This window comes from Anaerovorax sp. IOR16, assembly GCF_017168145.1.
In the GTDB taxonomy this organism is placed as follows: Bacteria; Bacillota; Clostridia; order Peptostreptococcales; family Anaerovoracaceae; genus IOR16.
In genome coordinates this window covers 301,824-318,870 of record NZ_JADQTL010000010.1, presented here as the reverse complement: position 1 = coordinate 318,870, position 17,047 = coordinate 301,824, and the positions used below count along the sequence as shown (strand labels likewise).

Annotated in this window: 15 protein-coding genes and 2 pseudogenes; 16 read left to right on the top strand and 1 reads right to left on the bottom strand. The window is 38.2% G+C overall.

What is annotated here, in order from left to right; all coding sequences use genetic code 11:
* The first annotated feature begins 12 nt into the window (after window positions 1–12).
* From I2490_RS12100 to I2490_RS12075, 6 genes are all read left to right on the top strand, one after another.
* The gene (locus I2490_RS12100) at window positions 13–414 is read left to right on the top strand and encodes a MaoC family dehydratase (protein ID WP_206460015.1); all 402 of its coding nucleotides are present in this window, start codon (window positions 13–15) and stop codon (window positions 412–414) included.
* Window positions 415–1,311 (top strand): DapH/DapD/GlmU-related protein, encoded by an 897-nt coding sequence (locus tag I2490_RS12095; RefSeq protein WP_206460014.1) that lies wholly within the window; start codon window positions 415–417, stop codon window positions 1,309–1,311. It abuts the gene before it with no gap.
* 15 nt (window positions 1,312–1,326) lie between these two features.
* A complete protein-coding gene (locus I2490_RS12090; RefSeq protein ID WP_206460013.1) occupies window positions 1,327–2,406 on the top strand; it encodes a Gfo/Idh/MocA family protein in 1,080 nt (359 codons plus the stop codon).
* The gene (locus tag I2490_RS12085; RefSeq protein WP_206460012.1) at window positions 2,403–2,954 is read left to right on the top strand and encodes an acyltransferase; all 552 of its coding nucleotides are present in this window, start codon (window positions 2,403–2,405) and stop codon (window positions 2,952–2,954) included. Before I2490_RS12090 ends, I2490_RS12085 begins: the two co-directional genes overlap by 4 nt.
* Before the next feature lie 30 nt (window positions 2,955–2,984).
* Window positions 2,985–4,109, top strand: coding sequence for a DegT/DnrJ/EryC1/StrS family aminotransferase (locus tag I2490_RS12080; RefSeq protein WP_206460011.1), 1,125 nt, complete (start codon window positions 2,985–2,987; stop codon window positions 4,107–4,109).
* Between the two features lie 280 nt (window positions 4,110–4,389).
* Complete coding sequence (locus I2490_RS12075; RefSeq protein ID WP_206460010.1) at window positions 4,390–4,626, top strand: hypothetical protein; 237 nt, start codon at window positions 4,390–4,392, stop codon at window positions 4,624–4,626.
* A gap of 33 nt (window positions 4,627–4,659) precedes the next feature.
* Here the strand turns inward: I2490_RS12075 and I2490_RS12070 are convergent, their stop codons facing one another.
* Window positions 4,660–5,838, bottom strand: coding sequence for a patatin-like phospholipase family protein (locus I2490_RS12070; protein ID WP_206460009.1), 1,179 nt, complete (start codon window positions 5,836–5,838; stop codon window positions 4,660–4,662).
* A gap of 142 nt (window positions 5,839–5,980) precedes the next feature.
* Between I2490_RS12070 and I2490_RS12065 the strand changes: the two genes are divergently transcribed.
* From I2490_RS12065 to glpX, 10 genes and pseudogenes are all read left to right on the top strand, one after another.
* Window positions 5,981–7,402, top strand: coding sequence for an MBOAT family O-acyltransferase (locus tag I2490_RS12065; protein WP_330634633.1), 1,422 nt, complete (start codon window positions 5,981–5,983; stop codon window positions 7,400–7,402).
* Window positions 7,403–7,427: 25 nt separating this feature from the next.
* Complete coding sequence (locus I2490_RS12060) at window positions 7,428–8,381, top strand: hypothetical protein (RefSeq protein ID WP_206460007.1); 954 nt, start codon at window positions 7,428–7,430, stop codon at window positions 8,379–8,381.
* Window positions 8,382–8,446: 65 nt separating this feature from the next.
* Complete coding sequence (locus I2490_RS12055) at window positions 8,447–10,462, top strand: polysaccharide biosynthesis protein (RefSeq protein ID WP_206460006.1); 2,016 nt, start codon at window positions 8,447–8,449, stop codon at window positions 10,460–10,462.
* On the top strand, window positions 10,434–11,711 hold the full coding sequence (locus tag I2490_RS12050; RefSeq protein WP_206460005.1) for a glucose-6-phosphate isomerase: 1,278 nt from the start codon (window positions 10,434–10,436) through the stop codon (window positions 11,709–11,711). The genes I2490_RS12055 and I2490_RS12050 overlap by 29 nt, the downstream gene beginning before the upstream one ends.
* 76 nt (window positions 11,712–11,787) lie before the next feature.
* Complete coding sequence (locus tag I2490_RS12045; RefSeq protein ID WP_206460004.1) at window positions 11,788–12,561, top strand: enoyl-CoA hydratase-related protein; 774 nt, start codon at window positions 11,788–11,790, stop codon at window positions 12,559–12,561.
* Window positions 12,562–12,704: 143 nt separating this feature from the next.
* Window positions 12,705–13,550, top strand: a pseudogene (locus I2490_RS12040) (3-hydroxybutyryl-CoA dehydrogenase); the annotation flags it as partial.
* Window positions 13,529–13,603 (top strand): annotated as a pseudogene (locus I2490_RS17195) (hypothetical protein); the annotation flags it as partial. The pseudogenes I2490_RS12040 and I2490_RS17195, both read left to right, overlap by 22 nt.
* Window positions 13,604–13,762: 159 nt before the next feature.
* Entirely contained in the window at window positions 13,763–14,749 is a 987-nt protein-coding gene (locus I2490_RS12035) for an LCP family protein (RefSeq protein WP_206460002.1), read from the top strand.
* 106 nt (window positions 14,750–14,855) lie between these two features.
* Complete coding sequence (locus I2490_RS12030; RefSeq protein ID WP_206460001.1) at window positions 14,856–15,878, top strand: LCP family protein; 1,023 nt, start codon at window positions 14,856–14,858, stop codon at window positions 15,876–15,878.
* A gap of 175 nt (window positions 15,879–16,053) precedes the next feature.
* Entirely contained in the window at window positions 16,054–17,046 is a 993-nt protein-coding gene (gene glpX, locus I2490_RS12025) for a class II fructose-bisphosphatase (protein ID WP_245157176.1), read from the top strand.
* The last annotated feature ends 1 nt before the right edge of the window (window position 17,047 follow it).

Below are 17,047 nucleotides of genomic sequence, written 5' to 3'. Positions count from 1 at the left end.
AGGAGAAAGTTGATGAAAAGTTTACAAGTTGGAGATTCCATTTCAAAAAAATTTATTGCCACAGAGTTAATTGTTAGTGAAATTGCAAAGGTATCAGGGGATATAAATCCTATTCATTTAGATGAAGATTATGCTGCAAATACTATTTTTGGAAAGCGTATAGCTCACGGGCTGTTTTGTATAAATGCTGTGTTTATGATCATTGGGAACTACTTTCCAGGTATCGGGTCGATTCTGCTCTCACAGAATTTCAATTACAGAAGACCAATTTATCTGGATGATGAAATTGAGGTAAAACTAGTCATAAAAGAAATTATAGAGGAAAAAGATCTTTATCTAATAGAGATAATCTGCACCAACCAGGAAGGAAAACTTGTGTTGAGTGGTGACTCAACAGTGAAATGGAGGGCGTAAATGAAAAAAATTTCTGTTTCAGACATTGTAGCATTTCTTGAAAGAAATAATTTTACTTTTCAGGTGAAAGGGAAAAAAGATATAACGGTCACGGGGTTTTCTTCTTTTGTTAATTACAAAGAACATACGATAACCTGGCTAAAGTCGGATAAACTCGGAAGCGGCAACCATAATAGAGAAATTGCTGTATGCATTGCACAGGATAGCATTGATGTAAAAGCACAAACTGTAATCAGTTGTAGCAATTCGAAAGGTGTATTTTTCTCTATTCTGGAGGAATTTTTTGGAGATCATTCTACTGGAGAGCCTATTGGGGCGGGAACTGTGATTGGTGTTGGAGTTACTCTTGGGAAAAACGTTCAGATTGGAACGAATTGTTCCATTGTAGGAGATGTGAAAATCGGAGATGGAACGATAATCGGGGACAATGTAGTCATCAGAAACTGTGTGACTATCGGAGAGAATTGCATCATTCAGTCGTTAACTGTTATAGGAGAAGACGGTTACGGATATTCAGAAGATGAGAACCATGTAAAAACGATGATTAAACATTACGGCGGAGTTGTGATTGGAAACAATGTATTTATTGGAAGTCATGTTAACATTGCAAGAGGAACGATTGACGATACCGTGATTGGAAACGGAGTAAAAATTGCACCGACGACACATATTGGTCACAATAATCTGGTGAAAGATAATGCGTCAGTGATCTGTTCTCAGTTGTTTGGAAGTGTAATAACTGGTGAAAATGCTTATATTACATCGAGTGTTATCAGAAACCAGTGCGAAATTGGAGCCGATTCGATAGTGGGAATGGGTTCTGTTGTTACAAAAAATGTGCCACCTGGTAAGGTCGTTATCGGGGCACCGGCAAAGATACTTAGAAATAGTATTTAAGGAGGCGTTTTATAAATGAAATATGCATTGATCGGATGTGGCAGAATCTCGAGAAACCACATAAAAGCCGTATTAAACAACAAACTGGAGCTTGCTGCCGTTTGTGACGTTATTCCAGAACGCATCGAACAGCTCTTGAAAGAATACGAGTTAGAGAATGATCAGACCATTAGGCGTTACACGGATTATACAAAAATGCTTGCAGAAGTGAAACCAGACTTGGTCAGTATTGCAACAGAGAGCGGTCTGCATGCCGAAATCGCATTAAGTTGCATTAGACAGGGGGTTCATACCATCATTGAAAAACCAATGGCAATGAGTATAGAAGATGCAGATAAAATTATTTTACTGGCCGAGAAAAATGCAGTAAAAGTTGCAGCATGTCACCAAAATAGATTTAATATTGCAGTACAGAAGATGAGAGCAGCAGTGGAAGAAGGCCGATTTGGAAAATTGTCACATGGGTCAATCCATGTGAGATGGAATCGAAATCGTGATTATTACGAGCAGGCTCCGTGGAGAGGAACCTGGGGGCAAGACGGAGGCGCATTAATGAATCAGTGCATTCATGGGATTGATTTACTTCGGTGGATGATGGGCGATGCAGTGGAAAGTGTTTATGGTGTAACCCGGCAGCAGTTTCACGGATATCTCGAAGCCGAAGACATTGGGATGGCTACCGTGGTATTTAAAAACGGAAGTGTAGCTACGATTGAAGGAACGACCAACGTGTATCCCAAGAACTTGGAAGAAACCCTGTATCTGTTCGGGGAAAAAGGAACGGTAAAGTTAGGAGGAACCTCCACCAACAATATTGACGTATGGAACTTTTTTGATGAGACAGAGGATGACGTGCAGAGCAAAGGTTTTAAGGAAACTACCGAAAATGTATATGGAAATGGACATACTAGTCTGTTTGCAGATATGATTGAAGCAATTGAAAATAATAGACAGCCTTATGTGGATGCGGTAGCAGGAAAACATGCAGTAGAAATGATATTGGCAATCTATAAGAGTCAGAAGACTGGACAAGTTGTAAAATTTCCTTTAGACCAATTTTCCAGCTTGGACATGAAAGGAGAATTTGAAAGATGACCCAAGAATTTTTTGTCCATGAAAGCAGTTATATTGATGACGGTGTTTTCATAGGTAAAGGGACAAAAATATGGCATTTCTGTCATGTTCAGAGCGGCGCTAGGATTGGCGCGAATTGTTCTTTTGGCCAAAATGTAAACGTTTCAAATAATGTAAAGATTGGGAATGGATGCAAGGTACAGAACAATGTGTCTATTTATGAGGGCGTGGAGATGGAGGATTTCGTATTTTGCGGTCCGTCTATGGTTTTTACAAATGATCTTACACCGCGTGCTAAATATCCAAAAGGCTCAGAGGGTTATCGAAAGACATTGTTAAAAAATGGTGCGACAATTGGTGCAAATGCAACGATCGTGTGTGGGCATACCATTGGTAAATGGGCCATGGTGGCAGCAGGTGCTGTAGTCACGAAAGATGTACCGGATCATGCCTTGGTCGCAGGTTCTCCGGCGAAGCAGATAGGGTGGGTATGTGAATGCGGTGCTATATTAAAGGATTATCAGTGCACAGTTTGTGGCAGAACATGTTCGGAATATAGTGAAGTGTAAAGTGAAATATATATAAGTATGGAGGAAATCATGGAGTTTAGAGATTTGAAAACGCAGTATCAGCGATTAAAGCCTGAAATTGACTGGGCGTTTACACAGGTTGCGGCAGATGCTCATTTTATTATGGGTAAAAAGGTGGCGGAGCTGGAAGAAAAATTGGCAAATTTTGCAGGAACAAAATACTGTATTACTTGTGCCAATGGAACGGATGCACTACAGCTTGCTTTAATGGCATGGGAAATCGGGCCAAATGATGCTGTTTTCGTCCCTGATTTCACGTTTTTTTCTTCCGCAGAAGTAGTGTCTTTGCAAAAAGCGACTCCCATATTTGTAGATGTTGAAGAACATTCATTTAATCTAGATCCAGAAAAGTTGGAAGCTAAAATACAAGAAGTCATAGGAGAAGGAATATTAACCCCTCGCGTGATTATTGCGGTAGATTTGTTTGGTCGTCCAGCAGATTTCGATCGGATACGGCCAATTGCGGAACGATACGGAATAAAAATTTTAGAAGATGCAGCACAGGGCTTTGGTGGGAGTTTACATGGAAAGCGTGCCTGCAGCTTTGGCGATATTTCTACCACTTCGTTTTTTCCAGCAAAGCCACTAGGGTGCTACGGGGATGGCGGTGCAGTTTTTACCGACGATATTGAGATGGCAGAGTTGATAAAATCTTATAGAAGCCATGGAAAAGGAAAAGAGAAATACGATAACGTTCGTATTGGTCTTAACTCCAGATTGGATACGATACAGGCAGCGATACTGCTCATTAAATTAGAAGCATTTGAAAAATATGAATTGGAGGCAGTAGAGCGCATCTCAAAACAATATACAAATGCATTGAGGGATGTGGTAAAAGTACCGCAAATTCCAGAAAAATATGCTTCCAGTTGGGCTCAGTATACGATTGTACTTGCCAATCGGGCCCAAAGAGATGGCTTACAGGCGCACTTAAAAGAATTTGGCATACCATCTATGATCTACTACCCTATACCAATGCATAGACAAAAAGCATTTGAAGAAATTCCAAATTGTGAGAAAGATTATTTAGTAACAAATTCATTGTGTGATACGGTACTGGCATTACCATTCCATCCATATATGGAAATGGAGGATATCCAGTGGGTTGTTGACCATGTAAAAAGTTATCTTTAAAATGGCAGGGTAAAGAATAGCAATAAGGTACTGTTGTATTTTTAAGAACGATACGAGGATTCTTATTATAAGTATGTGATTCTGTTTCAGTCTGTTATGCTGAAGTATTAAAAATAAAAAGAGAGCTTGATTAGGAGGTTAAATATAATTTATAAAATTGAGATTATTATGGTATAAATAAACAAAAATAAATAAAAGAACATTATAGTGTCTTTACGTGTATACATTTTTCGAGATTTTTTTATTTCTTTGGTTACACTACCATTAGGAGGTGAACTAAATGAGTAAAAATTATCATGATGGAATTGATCGAGGAGAATTAACCTCAAGACAGAATGGAAATTTAACCCGTGCAATGGTTGAACAGGCAGAACAGAGTATGAAGGATCAGGAAGCGCTAACAGTAGAGTTTGCGAAGGAATTGGTGGAAAAGGACAGCGTTCCAAATACGATTAAGAATCAGAATCTAGGTTATAACTCCAAGAAAACTGGACTTGGACCAAATTCAAAACGATAAAATAAATATATAGTGAAAAAAGTAGATTTTTCACTATATATTTATTTGGTTATGTAAGGGTCGATAATAGCAAAGTTCGGTGTATTTTGCAGTTTCATATCCATGATTTAAAATCAAGTCATAATCTGCTTCGGTTGGGGATGTAAGTGTCGTTGGATAGTATTTTACGTAATCGATTTCTTCGTTTTTCAATAAAGGCATTTTACTTTTTTGGGTACAAGGCAAAACATTTGAAGAGTAAGCGAATATATGTTTCATCTTGCTTCCGATTTGTACGTAGTAGCCTCTTTGTGTACGTAAAAAATAATCAATGACATCACGGCTTCGAAGCGATACCACTTGGTTCATGTTAATGTCCAGGAGCTGGCTGAGATTACGAACTGAAAAAAGGTTATCCCATTTACGGTAGGGACATGGAGAAGAAGCGTTGCTGACGATTAAAAAATCCAGTCCCTCCGTGAGATGGCCGCCGTTTGATATTTTGTACAGTGCCTCAAGTCCTAAATTGTCGTAGACACCGCCATCCCATAAGTGCAAAATTTTTAAATCTTCTAAAGTCGGTCGGTAGAGGGAGTTATTGCATCTTCCTGACTTACTTAATGGCGTTGTCCATTGATAATCATTGAGGGAAAGCTTATAAGCACCAATTAAAACAGGGAAGCCTGCAGAGGCCGAGATTGCGTCAGAGATGGACATCTTTGGATGGGAAACGTAGCCGATTTTATAATCAACCATCTGTTTTTGATTAATACGAAAATTATTACCAGTTTCAAAAGAAGTGCAGTTGATGGACCATAAGGGTGATGAAGGCAAATCACAGATTAGTCCATGAATGCCCCATTTTTTTTCAATAATATGTGCAAGTACATTTACTTTTTGGTTCCATTTCCAAGGCTTACTTAAAAGAGATAAAATAGAGTCTTGCTGGATATTATGATTTAAGATCGTATTCCGAATTTTTGGAAGGGTTTTATTAAGGAACAAGTGACTGTCTGGCCAACGGTAACCGCTTCGAGCGTAAATTAATCCAACGGCTAAGCTGGCTCCTGAAACCGACGAGACATGACGGATGTTTTCCAATTCGCCATTTTCTGCAAGCCACTTAAGAACGCCTAGATGAAAAATGGAAGCACGAATTCCGCCCCCTGATAATGAAATACCGATATTTTGATTTCCAACATTGCGTTTCATAGCAATACGATGGTTGGTCATAGGATTCCCCCTTGCCCTTCTTGTTTTTTTATTTTAAAATAATAGAAGTTCTAAAAATCAGAATTAGAAGGGATTTCCTCTGATGTTATTTAACTCCTTTAGTTTTATGTTGTTTTTCCCAATCGTAACGGGGATGTATTTTTTGATACCACATAAGTTTCGTTATTTGTGGCTGCTTTTGGCAAGCTACTATTTTTATATGTGTTGGAATCCAAAATATGCCTTACTGATCGCAACATCTACAATGATTACCTATACCAGTGGAATTTTGATTGCTCGTGCGGTAAAAAAGGGAAGCGTAATAAAAAAACGTTTATGGGTCGCCGTTAGCTTTATTTCTAATTTAAGCATTTTATTTTTCTTTAAGTATTTTGATTTTGCAATAGCAAATTTAAATATCGTCTTTAATAAGCTGGGTGTCAGTTTAATTCAGCCTACCTTTGATGTTGTTTTACCGGTCGGTATTTCTTTTTATACCTTTCAAGCATTGAGTTATACAATGGATGTATATCGTGGAGAAATTTATGTCGAACGAAATTTGTTGAAATATGCATTGTTTGTTTCCTTTTTCCCACAGCTTGTAGCAGGGCCGATTGAACGCTCTAAAAATCTATTGGTACAGATTAATGAACGTCATTTTTTTGATTATAAAAGAGTAAAATCCGGATTGCTTCTCATGCTATGGGGATTATTTTTAAAGTTGGTGATTGCAGACCGTGTAGCAATTTTGGTCAATCAAGTATATGGGCAATATACGTATTATCTTGGACTGCAGGTGGTAGTGGCGACTTTATTCTTTGGAATTCAAATTTATTGTGACTTTAATTCGTATTCACTCATTGCAAAGGGTGCAGCTGAGGTGATGGGTTTTCGATTGATGGATAACTTTAAGCAGCCTTATTTTTCTAGAAGCATCAAAGAATTTTGGCAGCGATGGCATATTTCTTTGAGTACTTGGTTTAGAGATTACTTATACATTCCGCTTGGTGGGAACAAAAAAGGAACGTTCCGGAAGTATGTAAATATTATGATTGTATTTTTAGTCAGCGGACTTTGGCATGGAGCTAATTGGACATTTGTAATGTGGGGAGTTTTGCATGGTGCGTTCCAGATTATAGGGCAGATGCTCTGTCCTATAAAAAATGCAATCACAGATCTTTTGGGAATCAACCGCAAGAAGTTCAGTTATAAATTGGGACAAGGCATTTTGACCTTTCTTCTTGTGAACTTTGCATGGATTTTCTTTCGAGCTCCATGTTTGGATGATGCTTTTGGTGTGATTCATCAAATCTTTTTAAAATGGAATCCAATTGTATTTGTAGACGGGACTTTATGGCAGCTTGGTTTAAACCAGAAAAACTTCGTTTTGGCACTTGGTGCGATTTTTATAATGATACTCATGAGCATTGCTGAATACCATGGCGTAGATTGGCGAAAAAAGGTCTTAGAACAGGGATTTCTGTTCCGTTGGAGTGTATACCTGTTACTGATTTTTTCAATTGTCATATTCGGAGTATATGGACCGGGATATAGTGAAAGTCAATTCCTGTATTTTCAATTCTAAATAGAATAAATTATTGGAGATTAAAATGAAACCACATTTAAAGATTACAATAAGAATATTCCGTATCGCCTGTTTTCTGTTAATTTTAACACTATTATTTGCAGAAATCAGTGATGTTTTGGTGCGTAAAAGCTTGACTGAGCCGTGGAATATGTCAGTAAAAGTCGGAGGTTTTTATAATGAACCGAAGAACAGTATCGATGTTATGTATTTTGGTTCAAGCCATATGTATTGCTCCATTGATCCCCAGATTGTAGAAGATCAGACAGGATTACGTTCTTATATTTTAGCGACACAGGAGCAGCCAATTTGGATTAGTTATTATTATATGAAAGAGGCACTCAAAACACAAAAACCGAAAATTATGGTTCTTGAAGTAAATATGATGGTTGAGCCCAAAAATGTTCCAAAGGAAGGAACATTATATTCTGCTATGGACCCTATTCCTTTATCAAAAAATAAAATAGATATGGTTTTTGCATCTGTTCCCAAAGGAGAAAGAAGAAATTATATATTTAATATAATGAAATACCATGGAAGATGGGAGGAACTGAACCTCGAGGATTATAAAAAGGATTTTAAAAAAAAGCGTGATCCTTATCGAGGATATGTTCTTTTGGAACCGATTACCCCAATTGAAAGCCGTGAGGATGTTGCAAATATAATGGAGATTGGACAGCCACTTCCAAAAACTATGAAATATTTACAAAAGATATATGAATTGACGAATAAAGAAAATATTAAGCTTATTTTAATGAAAGCACCTTCCAATGCAACAAAGGATGAGCAGGTTTTATATAATGCCGCTTGGCAGTTTGCGAAAGAAAGAAACATTGCTTATGTGGATTACAATCAAAAATATGAGGAATTAGGTTTAAACTTGAACGAAGATTTTTATGATCGCCGTCATCTTAATTATAGAGGAGTTCAGAAGCTTACACCTCAATTTGCTGCATATCTTGCAGCAAATTCCATATAGTTGCAAAAATCTTTATATTGACGTAAAATAAAATATATAAAACTATAAGGATAGAGGATAGACAAATGGTGAAATATTCGAGAATTACTTTTCTCGTGTTAGCAGATGCCTTCTGCATAAACTTGGCGTACATATTAGCGTTCTTACTACGTTTTGAATTTAATGTAACTAATGATGTTTTCGAGGGTTATTTTGCAGTTTATGCAAATAACTTTATATGGTTGACGGTTTTAAAAATATTGATATTATGGATATTTGGACTCTATAATAGCTTATGGAAATATGCGGGAATGGAAGAAATGCTTAAAATTGTTATGGCTTCTGTTTTTGCCTCCTTAACTGCGATTGCGTATTTAGAATTTATTCAGCAATTTTTCCCTCGTAGTGTTTATATGATTAGTTGCAATTTAGATATCCTTTTTTTAGGTGGGATACGCCTTGGTTATCGCGTTTTAAGAAATTTTCGTACACCGGATTCGTTTAATACCTATTGGGATTGGAATAAAACCAGCGTCGCAGAAAAACTTACTGGTAGAACAGCCGGACTGACTAAAGTTATGATTATAGGAGGCGGTAGTGCTGGTGCAAGTATCATTCGAGAAATGAAGCGTCATCCAGAATATAATAAGAAAGTCGTGGTAGTGATTGACGACAATGTAGATAAGTTAAATAAAAGAATTGCAGGTGTAAAAATCGCAGGTAACCGTTCCGACATTAAGAAGCTTGCTAGAAAATATGGTGTAGATGAAATCATCATTGCCATTCCTTCGGCTGCACAGAAAGACATTCAAGAAATTGTTGTACAATGCAATAAAACGCGTTGTAATATGAAAATATTACCATCATTGATTGATTTGATAAATGAAAAGGTAAGTGTAAGTAAGCTTCGAGATGTTGATATAGAAGATTTACTTGGAAGAGATGCTGTTCAAGTAAATTTAAGAGAAATTAGTCAATATCTAGAGGGAAAGATTGTATTGGTTACTGGTGCGGGCGGCTCAATCGGTTCTGAACTTTGTCGGCAGATAGCTACTTTTAGACCGCGGCGTCTAATTGCTTTAGATATTTATGAAAATACTATTTTTGAACTATCCAATGAGATAAAAAAAACAAATCCAAATTTGGAATTTGATATTGTAATTTGTTCAGTAAGAGATCGAAGTCGTTTGGAGGAAATGTTTGAAAAATATAAACCACATGTGGTATTTCATGCAGCAGCACATAAACATGTACCATTAATGGAAGACAATCCAAAGGAAGCGATTGTAAATAATATTTTAGGAACCAAAAATATGGTTGACTTATCTGACAAGTACGCGGTAGAAAAATTTGTTTTGATATCAACGGATAAAGCGGTTAATCCAACGAACGTAATGGGAGCAACAAAGCGCGTAGCAGAAATGGTCATACAGGATAAGAGCCTGAAATCTCGTACAAGCTTTTCTGCGGTTCGATTTGGAAATGTATTAGGGAGCAATGGTAGTGTTATTCCTATTTTTAGAAAACAGATTGCACAGGGTGGCCCTGTTACTGTGACGCATCCGGAAATCACTCGTTATTTCATGACGATACCCGAAGCAGTACAACTAGTAATTCAAGCTGGTGCTATTGCAGAGGGAAGTGAGATTTTCATTTTAGATATGGGTAAGCCGATACGAATTTTAGATTTAGCCGAAAATGTAATTCGTTTGTCTGGTTATGTACCTTATGTAGATATTGATATCTGCATAGTTGGTTTGCGTCCTGGAGAAAAGCTCTATGAGGAGCTTCTTTTAAAAGAAGAGGATATTAAAAAAACTTCACATAATAAAATTTATGTAGCTCATTCTGTACCGCCATCCCCTCTCCTGAAAAAACTTTTGGATGAAACAGAAGATGGAATTGTTCAAGAAATTAATCAAATTTTAGGGGAGAGTAAAGAAGAGGTTAAAGAATGGCTTAGTAAACTTGTTCCTAATTACACAAGTCAAATTGTAAAAAAAATCCAGAGGGAGCCAATCATTCTTCTCAATAAAGAAGATGTAGTACGGTTAAAAGAGGAGAGTATTATTGATGAACAAGGAAGAGATGCTGTCGGTTGATGTTTCAATGGTAAAAGGAATCGATGGTTTAAAAAAATATGAGCCAGCTTTAAAAAAAAGTTGGGAGAAGCTACAAAGTGGACAAGAGGCATTTACCGGTTGGGTGAAGTTGCCTCTTCATTTCAATCGGGAAGAAATAACTCGAATTCAACAAACAGCAAAAAACATTCAAACGCAGTGTGATGCTTTTGTCGTCATAGGTATCGGCGGCTCTTATCTTGGCGCACGAGCAGCGATTGAAATGTTGGTTTCTAAGTTTCAAAGAAAGGATTCGATAGACGGCACTCACGCACCAAAGGTGTACTTTGCAGGAAATAATTTAAGTGGAACGTATCATTATGAGCTTCTTGAGGAGCTTGCGGATAAAGACGTTTGCCTTTGTGTGATTTCAAAATCTGGGACGACAACGGAACCAAGTGTAGCATTTGCTTTATTAAAGGAATTATTGATAAGAAAATATGGGAAAGAGGGTTGCCGTGAGCGTATTTATGCGATTACGGATCAAGAAAAAGGAGTATTGCGCAGTGAGGTACTGGAAGAAGGATACCAAAGCTTTGTCGTACCAGATGACATCGGGGGACGTTATTCCGTATTGAGCCCTGTAGGACTTTTACCCATTGCAGTCGCTGGAATTGACATAGTAGAAATGCTTGACGGTGCAGCAGATATGGCAGCCATACTGGCACAAAGTGAGACTGCCGGTGATGCCGGATTCCTTGCGGCAACACGGAATGAATTGTATCACGATGGAAAAGTCATTGAGGTTTTTGAATATTACGAACCGAAATTACAATTTTTTACAGAATGGCTGAAACAACTTTTTGGAGAAAGCGAAGGGAAAGAAGGAAAAGGTATTTTCCCTGCTGCTTTACAGTTTAGTGCCGACCTGCACTCTATGGGTCAATTTTTACAGCAAGGCAATCAAATTTTCTTTGAAACCGTCCTTCATATAGAAAAACCGGAGAAAGACCAAGTCGTTCCGAAAAGTGCCGGAGAATTTTTAGCTGGGCGGAGTATGAATGCAATCAATGATGCAGCTATGACCGGTGTTATGCAAGCACATTATAAAGAAGGAATTTCCATGATTAAGGTTGACATTCCTTCTCTAAACGCCTATCATTTTGGTCAGATGGTATATTTTTTTGAGACCACCTGTGCCTTAAGCGGCTACCTGCTTGGAATCAATCCGTTTGACCAGCCGGGGGTGGAAAGCTACAAGTTAGAGATGCGCGAAGCGCTCACTAAATAAATCAAAACGATCTTTGATCGAAAACTCACAATTTGACGTTAGTAAAATAACGATGAAACAAATGGAGGAAAATGAAATGAGTGTAGTGGTAACAGAAAAAAAAGACAAGGTTGCAATCATTAAGATCAACCGTCCGGAAGCAATGAACTCCTTGAATGGAGAAGTTCTTCAGGCAATTTCCGATGCAGTGGATGCGGCAGCTTCCGATGTAGAAGTGGAAGTTTTGCTTTTTACCGGAGAAGGAAAAGCATTTGTTGCAGGAGCTGATATTGCAGCTATGAGTGTGATGGATGAAAAAGCAGGAAACGAATTCGGAACGTTTGGCTCTGCAGTATTCCGTAAAATTGAGACTTTGGAAAAGCCGTCCATCGCAGCAATCAATGGTTTTGCATTGGGCGGAGGCTGTGAACTTTCTATGAGCTGTGATATGAGAATTGCCAGTGAAAAAGCAAAGTTCGGACAACCGGAAGTAGGTCTTGGTATTACACCTGGATATTCCGGCACCCAGAGACTTCCAAGAATTGTCGGAAAAGCAAAGGCAATGGAATTGATTTTAACCGGAGACATTATTACCGCGCAGCAGGCTGCTGAAATTGGTTTGGTAAATAAAGTGGTTTCTCCGGAAACCTTAATGGATGAAGCGATGGCGCTTGCGGCAAAAATTACAAAGAATGCTCCTTTTGCAGTACGTGCATCAAAGAAAGCCATTCAAATGGGCGTAGAGCTTCCTATGTCAGAAGCAATTGCTCTTGAAACTGAACTTTTTGGACAGTGCTTTGCAACAGAGGACCAAAAAGAAGGAATGGGTGCATTTTTAGAGAAGAGAAAAGCAGAATTTAAGGGTAAATAAAAAATAATCGATATTTTTAACGGAAATATTATTTTACTATTGCAATTTATCCGGTTATGGATTAATCTTATAGTATAAGCTTTGTTAAAAATGTAACAAACAAATACATAGTCAAACAACAATGGGCGTAGACCCAAATTGAAATGGAGGAGTTTAACATGAAAAAGATTGGTGTATTAGGAACAGGTACAATGGGTGCTGGAATCATTCAGGTGTTGGCACAAAATGGTTACGAAGTTGTTCTTAGAGCAAGAAGACAGACTTCCGTAGATAAGGGAATTGCAACTGTAACTAAGAATCTTGATAAAATGGTTGCAAAAGAAAAAATGACTGCAGCAGATAAAGATGAAATCTTAGCAAGAATTCATGGCTCTACTGACATTTCCATCGTAGCTGACGCAGATTTAATCATTGAAGCTGCAACAGAAGATATGGAAGCAAAGAAAGCATTATTCAAGGAATTGGATGAACTTTGCAAGCCAGATACCATTTTGGCTACTAACACTTCTTCTCTTTCCATCACAGAAATTGCTTCTGCAACAAACAGAGCAGACAAAGTAATTGGAATGCATTTCTTCAATCCGGTTCCTATGATGAAGTTGGTTGAAATTATTAAGGGACTTGCAACTTCTGAAGATACAAAGGCTACAATCCTTACACTTTCCGAAAAATTAGGAAAGACTCCAGTAGAAGTAGAAGAAGCTCCTGGATTTGTTGTAAATAGAATTTTGATTCCTATGATCAACGAAGCAGTTGGCATTTTAGCTGATGGTGTTGCTAAGGCAGAAGACATTGATACAGCAATGAAGCTTGGTGCAAACCATCCAATGGGCCCTCTAGCTTTAGGTGACTTGATTGGTTTGGACGTTTGCTTGGCAATCATGGACGTTCTTTACAATGAGTATGGTGATCCTAAGTACAGAGCTCACGTTCTTTTAAAGAAGATGGTTCGTGCAGGAAAGCTTGGAAGAAAGAGCGGCGTAGGTTTCTTCGATTACAGCAAAAAATAAAGATTAACCGAGTTGTTTTAAGTAACCAATAAAATCAAAGCCCTTTCACATTTCTTGTGAAAGGGTTTTTTTAAGAATTTATTTCTTGATTTTTTGTCAAAAAAGAGTAGAATATTACGGTGTATATTATTAATTATGTAGAAAATTGCTGAAGAATAATAAAAGGGAAGAGGAAAAAGAGAGTATATTATATGAAAGTATTTGTAAAACAATTTCTAATAGCATTTGTGATTTTAACGGTGCTTTTAACACCCGTACAATTTATGCTTCATCGGGTCAGTGAGGTTCGCATTTTTTCAGGGGAAGAGAACCTTATGGATGACATGAATGTACTGGTAGATCCGAACAGTCCATTTTTTGAGGCATTTCAAGACAGTCAGAGAGTGAACATTCTTGTACTTGGAGTAAACGATGGAATGACTGACACTATTATGCTTGGAAGCTATGATATGAAAAATCAGCATGTGGATGTAATTTCGGTACCACGTGATACCTATTGTCCAAGACCGGGCGCAAAGAGTCCTGCTGCGAAGAAAATTAATGCAATTTATCACAGTAAAAATGGGGGCGGTGCGGTCGGAACGGCAACGGCAGTCAGCAGTGTACTTATGGGCATGCCGATTCATTATTATGCAGTGATTGATTATAAAGGAGTAGGGAATATTGTAGATTCTTTGGGCGGCATTCCAATGAATATCCCATTCCATATGAAATATGACGATCCATACGATAAACCACCACTCCACATTAACATTCCAGAAGGACAGCAAACATTAAATCGGGATACGGCGATACAGTTTCTTCGTTTCCGCCATGCCAATCCGGGTTCCGGATATAAGAGTTATCCGGAAGGAGACATCGGCCGAATCAAGGCACAGCAGGAATTTATGAAATCTGCGTTTCGTCAAGCCTTAGGCTTTAATTTGCCAAATGTAGCAAAGACTGTCATTCAAAATGTAGATTCTGACGTTGATATAGGAATTGCACTTAAGATTGCAACAAATGCAATGAGTCTTTCCAAAGAAAATATACAGACTTATTTGACACCGGGTTATCCTAAAACGGTAGATGGTGCATCTTATTGGTTTGCTGATGATGAAAAAGTAAGAGATTTGATTGAGGAAATTTACGCTGTAAGTGATGAAACAACCGACTCAGCAATTGAAAAAGAAGATTAATATCGAAAAAAATCTAGGGAATCTGCGATTCCCTATTTCTTTTTTTTGAAAAAAAGGATAAAATAATTACGATTACTTATTTTAATGAATAGAAAGGGAGATAGCATTGGGAAAAGAAAGTCTGAAAAGGGGAACAGGCATTAAGCAATTTATCCGAGTTTTTATAATTGCATTTGTGGCATTTACTGTAATAGGCATACCATTTCATTGGACATTCCGATCTGCTGCAGAAACACCGATTTTTGGTCCATCGGAATCTAGTTTAATGGATGAAATGTCACCATTGTATGATATGAATAGTCCGTTTTTCGAAGCATTTGAGGACAAGGAGCGCGTCAATATCCTATTGTTGGGGGTTAACAGTGGATTGACAGATACGATAATGTTAGCGAGCTTTGATATGAAAGCAAAGCATGTTGACTTAATTTCCGTTCCTCGTGATACTTATTATAAACGACAGGGATATAACAGCCCGTCGCAAATGAAAATCAATGCGGCTTATCAAAAGGATCCTGTAAATACAGCAAGAGCTGTAAGTGATATTCTTTTGGGAATGCCGATTCATTATTATGCTGTTGTGAAATATGAGGGTGTCGAAAACATTGTAGAGGCAATGGGAGGGGTCCCTATGGACATCCCATTTACGATGAAATACAACGACCCTTATGACAAGCCTCCTCTCAAGATCTACATACCGAAGGGGCAGCAGGTGCTTGATGGCGAGCATGCAGTACAGTTCTTGCGGTATCGGCATGGATATAAAGAAGGCGATTTGGGACGTGTAAAAGCACAGCAAAATTTCATGAAAGCTGCCTTTAAACAAATGTTGAGCTTTGAGTTACCGAAAATAACAAAAACTATTATTGAAAATGTGGATTCCGATATTACTTTGGGTATGGCCGCAAAAATTGCTCAAAAAGCTTTGGGAATGTCTCCCGAGAGTATTGAGACTTATATGATTCCAAACAAACCGGACCCAAATGCTCCGTATTATGTATATCCTCTATCAGAGGAAATTGCAAATATGCTCACTGAAATTTATTCCATAGAACCTCCGCAGGAGGCCGTAGAAGGTACGGAAGGACAAACTGAGGAAAAAGGAAAGGTTTTAGATAGTGGCGGGCTATAAAAACGATTTGTTTTCTATCTGTGCCAAATAGGGGAAACCTGTTTGGCACTTCTTTAAAAACTTTTATATATTTCAATTTTCAATTTAAAATAAGTCTAAAATATCAGCCAAAAATATTTTAAAAGAAAAATAAATAGGAAGAAACGATTGCATCGTAATTGAAGGAGGATTTTAAATGAATTCCATGAACCGAAATCTGGGATTAAGTCTTGCACGTGTTACAGAAATTGCTGCCATTGAATGCGGAAAATGGATGGGGCGAGGAGATAAAATTGCCGCAGATCAAGCGGCTGTTAACGGTATGCGCCGTATGTTTGATACCATTGATATAGATGGTACCGTGGTTATTGGAGAAGGAGAAAAAGATGAAGCGCCAATGCTTTATATTGGAGAGCAAATCGGGAAGGCGAGCCAACATGCACCAATGGTTGACATTGCAGTAGATCCGTTAGATGGAACGACGTCCACCGCAAAGGGCTTATCGAATGCCATTTCCGTAATTGCAGTAGCACCGAAGGGTACTTTATATAATACGCAGGTGTATTATATGGAAAAAATGGCGGTAGGGCCAGAAGCAAAAGGCTGCATTGACTTAAATAAATCTTTGAAGGATAATCTTTTGGCGGTTGCAGATGCATTGGGAAAAAGCATTGAAGATTTAACGGTAACCATTCAGGAACGCGATCGTCATAATGGGTATATTAAGCAGTGTCGTGAATTGGGCTGTCGTATTAAACTGTTTCGTGACGGCGATGTTGGGATGGCAATTGCGACGTGTATCGAGGATAGCGGTATTGATATTATGGTGGGCATAGGCGGTGCACCTGAAGGTGTTCTTGCAGCTGCAGCTATGCGTTGCTTGGGCGGTGAAATTCAGGGTAGACTTTTCCCAATGACACAAGAAGAGAAGTTGAAAGCCAGCAAGGAAGACTTTGATCGTGTATTAACGATTGATGAATTGGTTAAAACGAATGAAGTTATTTTTGTGGCTACCGGTGTTTCCGATGGCGATATGTTGAGAGGAGTACGATATCTTTCCGGGAGCAGAGTGAAAACACATACCGTTGTTATGCGTGGAGAAACCGGAACCATCCGTTATATTGAGGCCATTCACGATATGGATAAAAAGAGTGCTTATGCAGATGTATATGCGGCACCGGGAGAATAAA

Coding starts and splice junctions, on each gene's coding strand:
- I2490_RS12055 (WP_206460006.1), top strand. CDS start 8,447: ATGGTGAAATATTCGAGAATTACTTTTCTCGTGTTAGCAGATGCCTTC.
- I2490_RS12100 (WP_206460015.1), top strand. CDS start 13: ATGAAAAGTTTACAAGTTGGAGATTCCATTTCAAAAAAATTTATTGCC.
- I2490_RS12035 (WP_206460002.1), top strand. CDS start 13,763: ATGAAAGTATTTGTAAAACAATTTCTAATAGCATTTGTGATTTTAACG.
- I2490_RS12070 (WP_206460009.1), bottom strand. CDS start 5,838: ATGACCAACCATCGTATTGCTATGAAACGCAATGTTGGAAATCAAAAT.
- I2490_RS12085 (WP_206460012.1), top strand. CDS start 2,403: ATGACCCAAGAATTTTTTGTCCATGAAAGCAGTTATATTGATGACGGT.
- I2490_RS12060 (WP_206460007.1), top strand. CDS start 7,428: ATGAAACCACATTTAAAGATTACAATAAGAATATTCCGTATCGCCTGT.
- I2490_RS12095 (WP_206460014.1), top strand. CDS start 415: ATGAAAAAAATTTCTGTTTCAGACATTGTAGCATTTCTTGAAAGAAAT.
- I2490_RS12080 (WP_206460011.1), top strand. CDS start 2,985: ATGGAGTTTAGAGATTTGAAAACGCAGTATCAGCGATTAAAGCCTGAA.
- I2490_RS12045 (WP_206460004.1), top strand. CDS start 11,788: ATGAGTGTAGTGGTAACAGAAAAAAAAGACAAGGTTGCAATCATTAAG.
- I2490_RS12050 (WP_206460005.1), top strand. CDS start 10,434: ATGAACAAGGAAGAGATGCTGTCGGTTGATGTTTCAATGGTAAAAGGA.
- I2490_RS12090 (WP_206460013.1), top strand. CDS start 1,327: ATGAAATATGCATTGATCGGATGTGGCAGAATCTCGAGAAACCACATA.
- glpX (WP_245157176.1), top strand. CDS start 16,054: ATGAATTCCATGAACCGAAATCTGGGATTAAGTCTTGCACGTGTTACA.
- I2490_RS12075 (WP_206460010.1), top strand. CDS start 4,390: ATGAGTAAAAATTATCATGATGGAATTGATCGAGGAGAATTAACCTCA.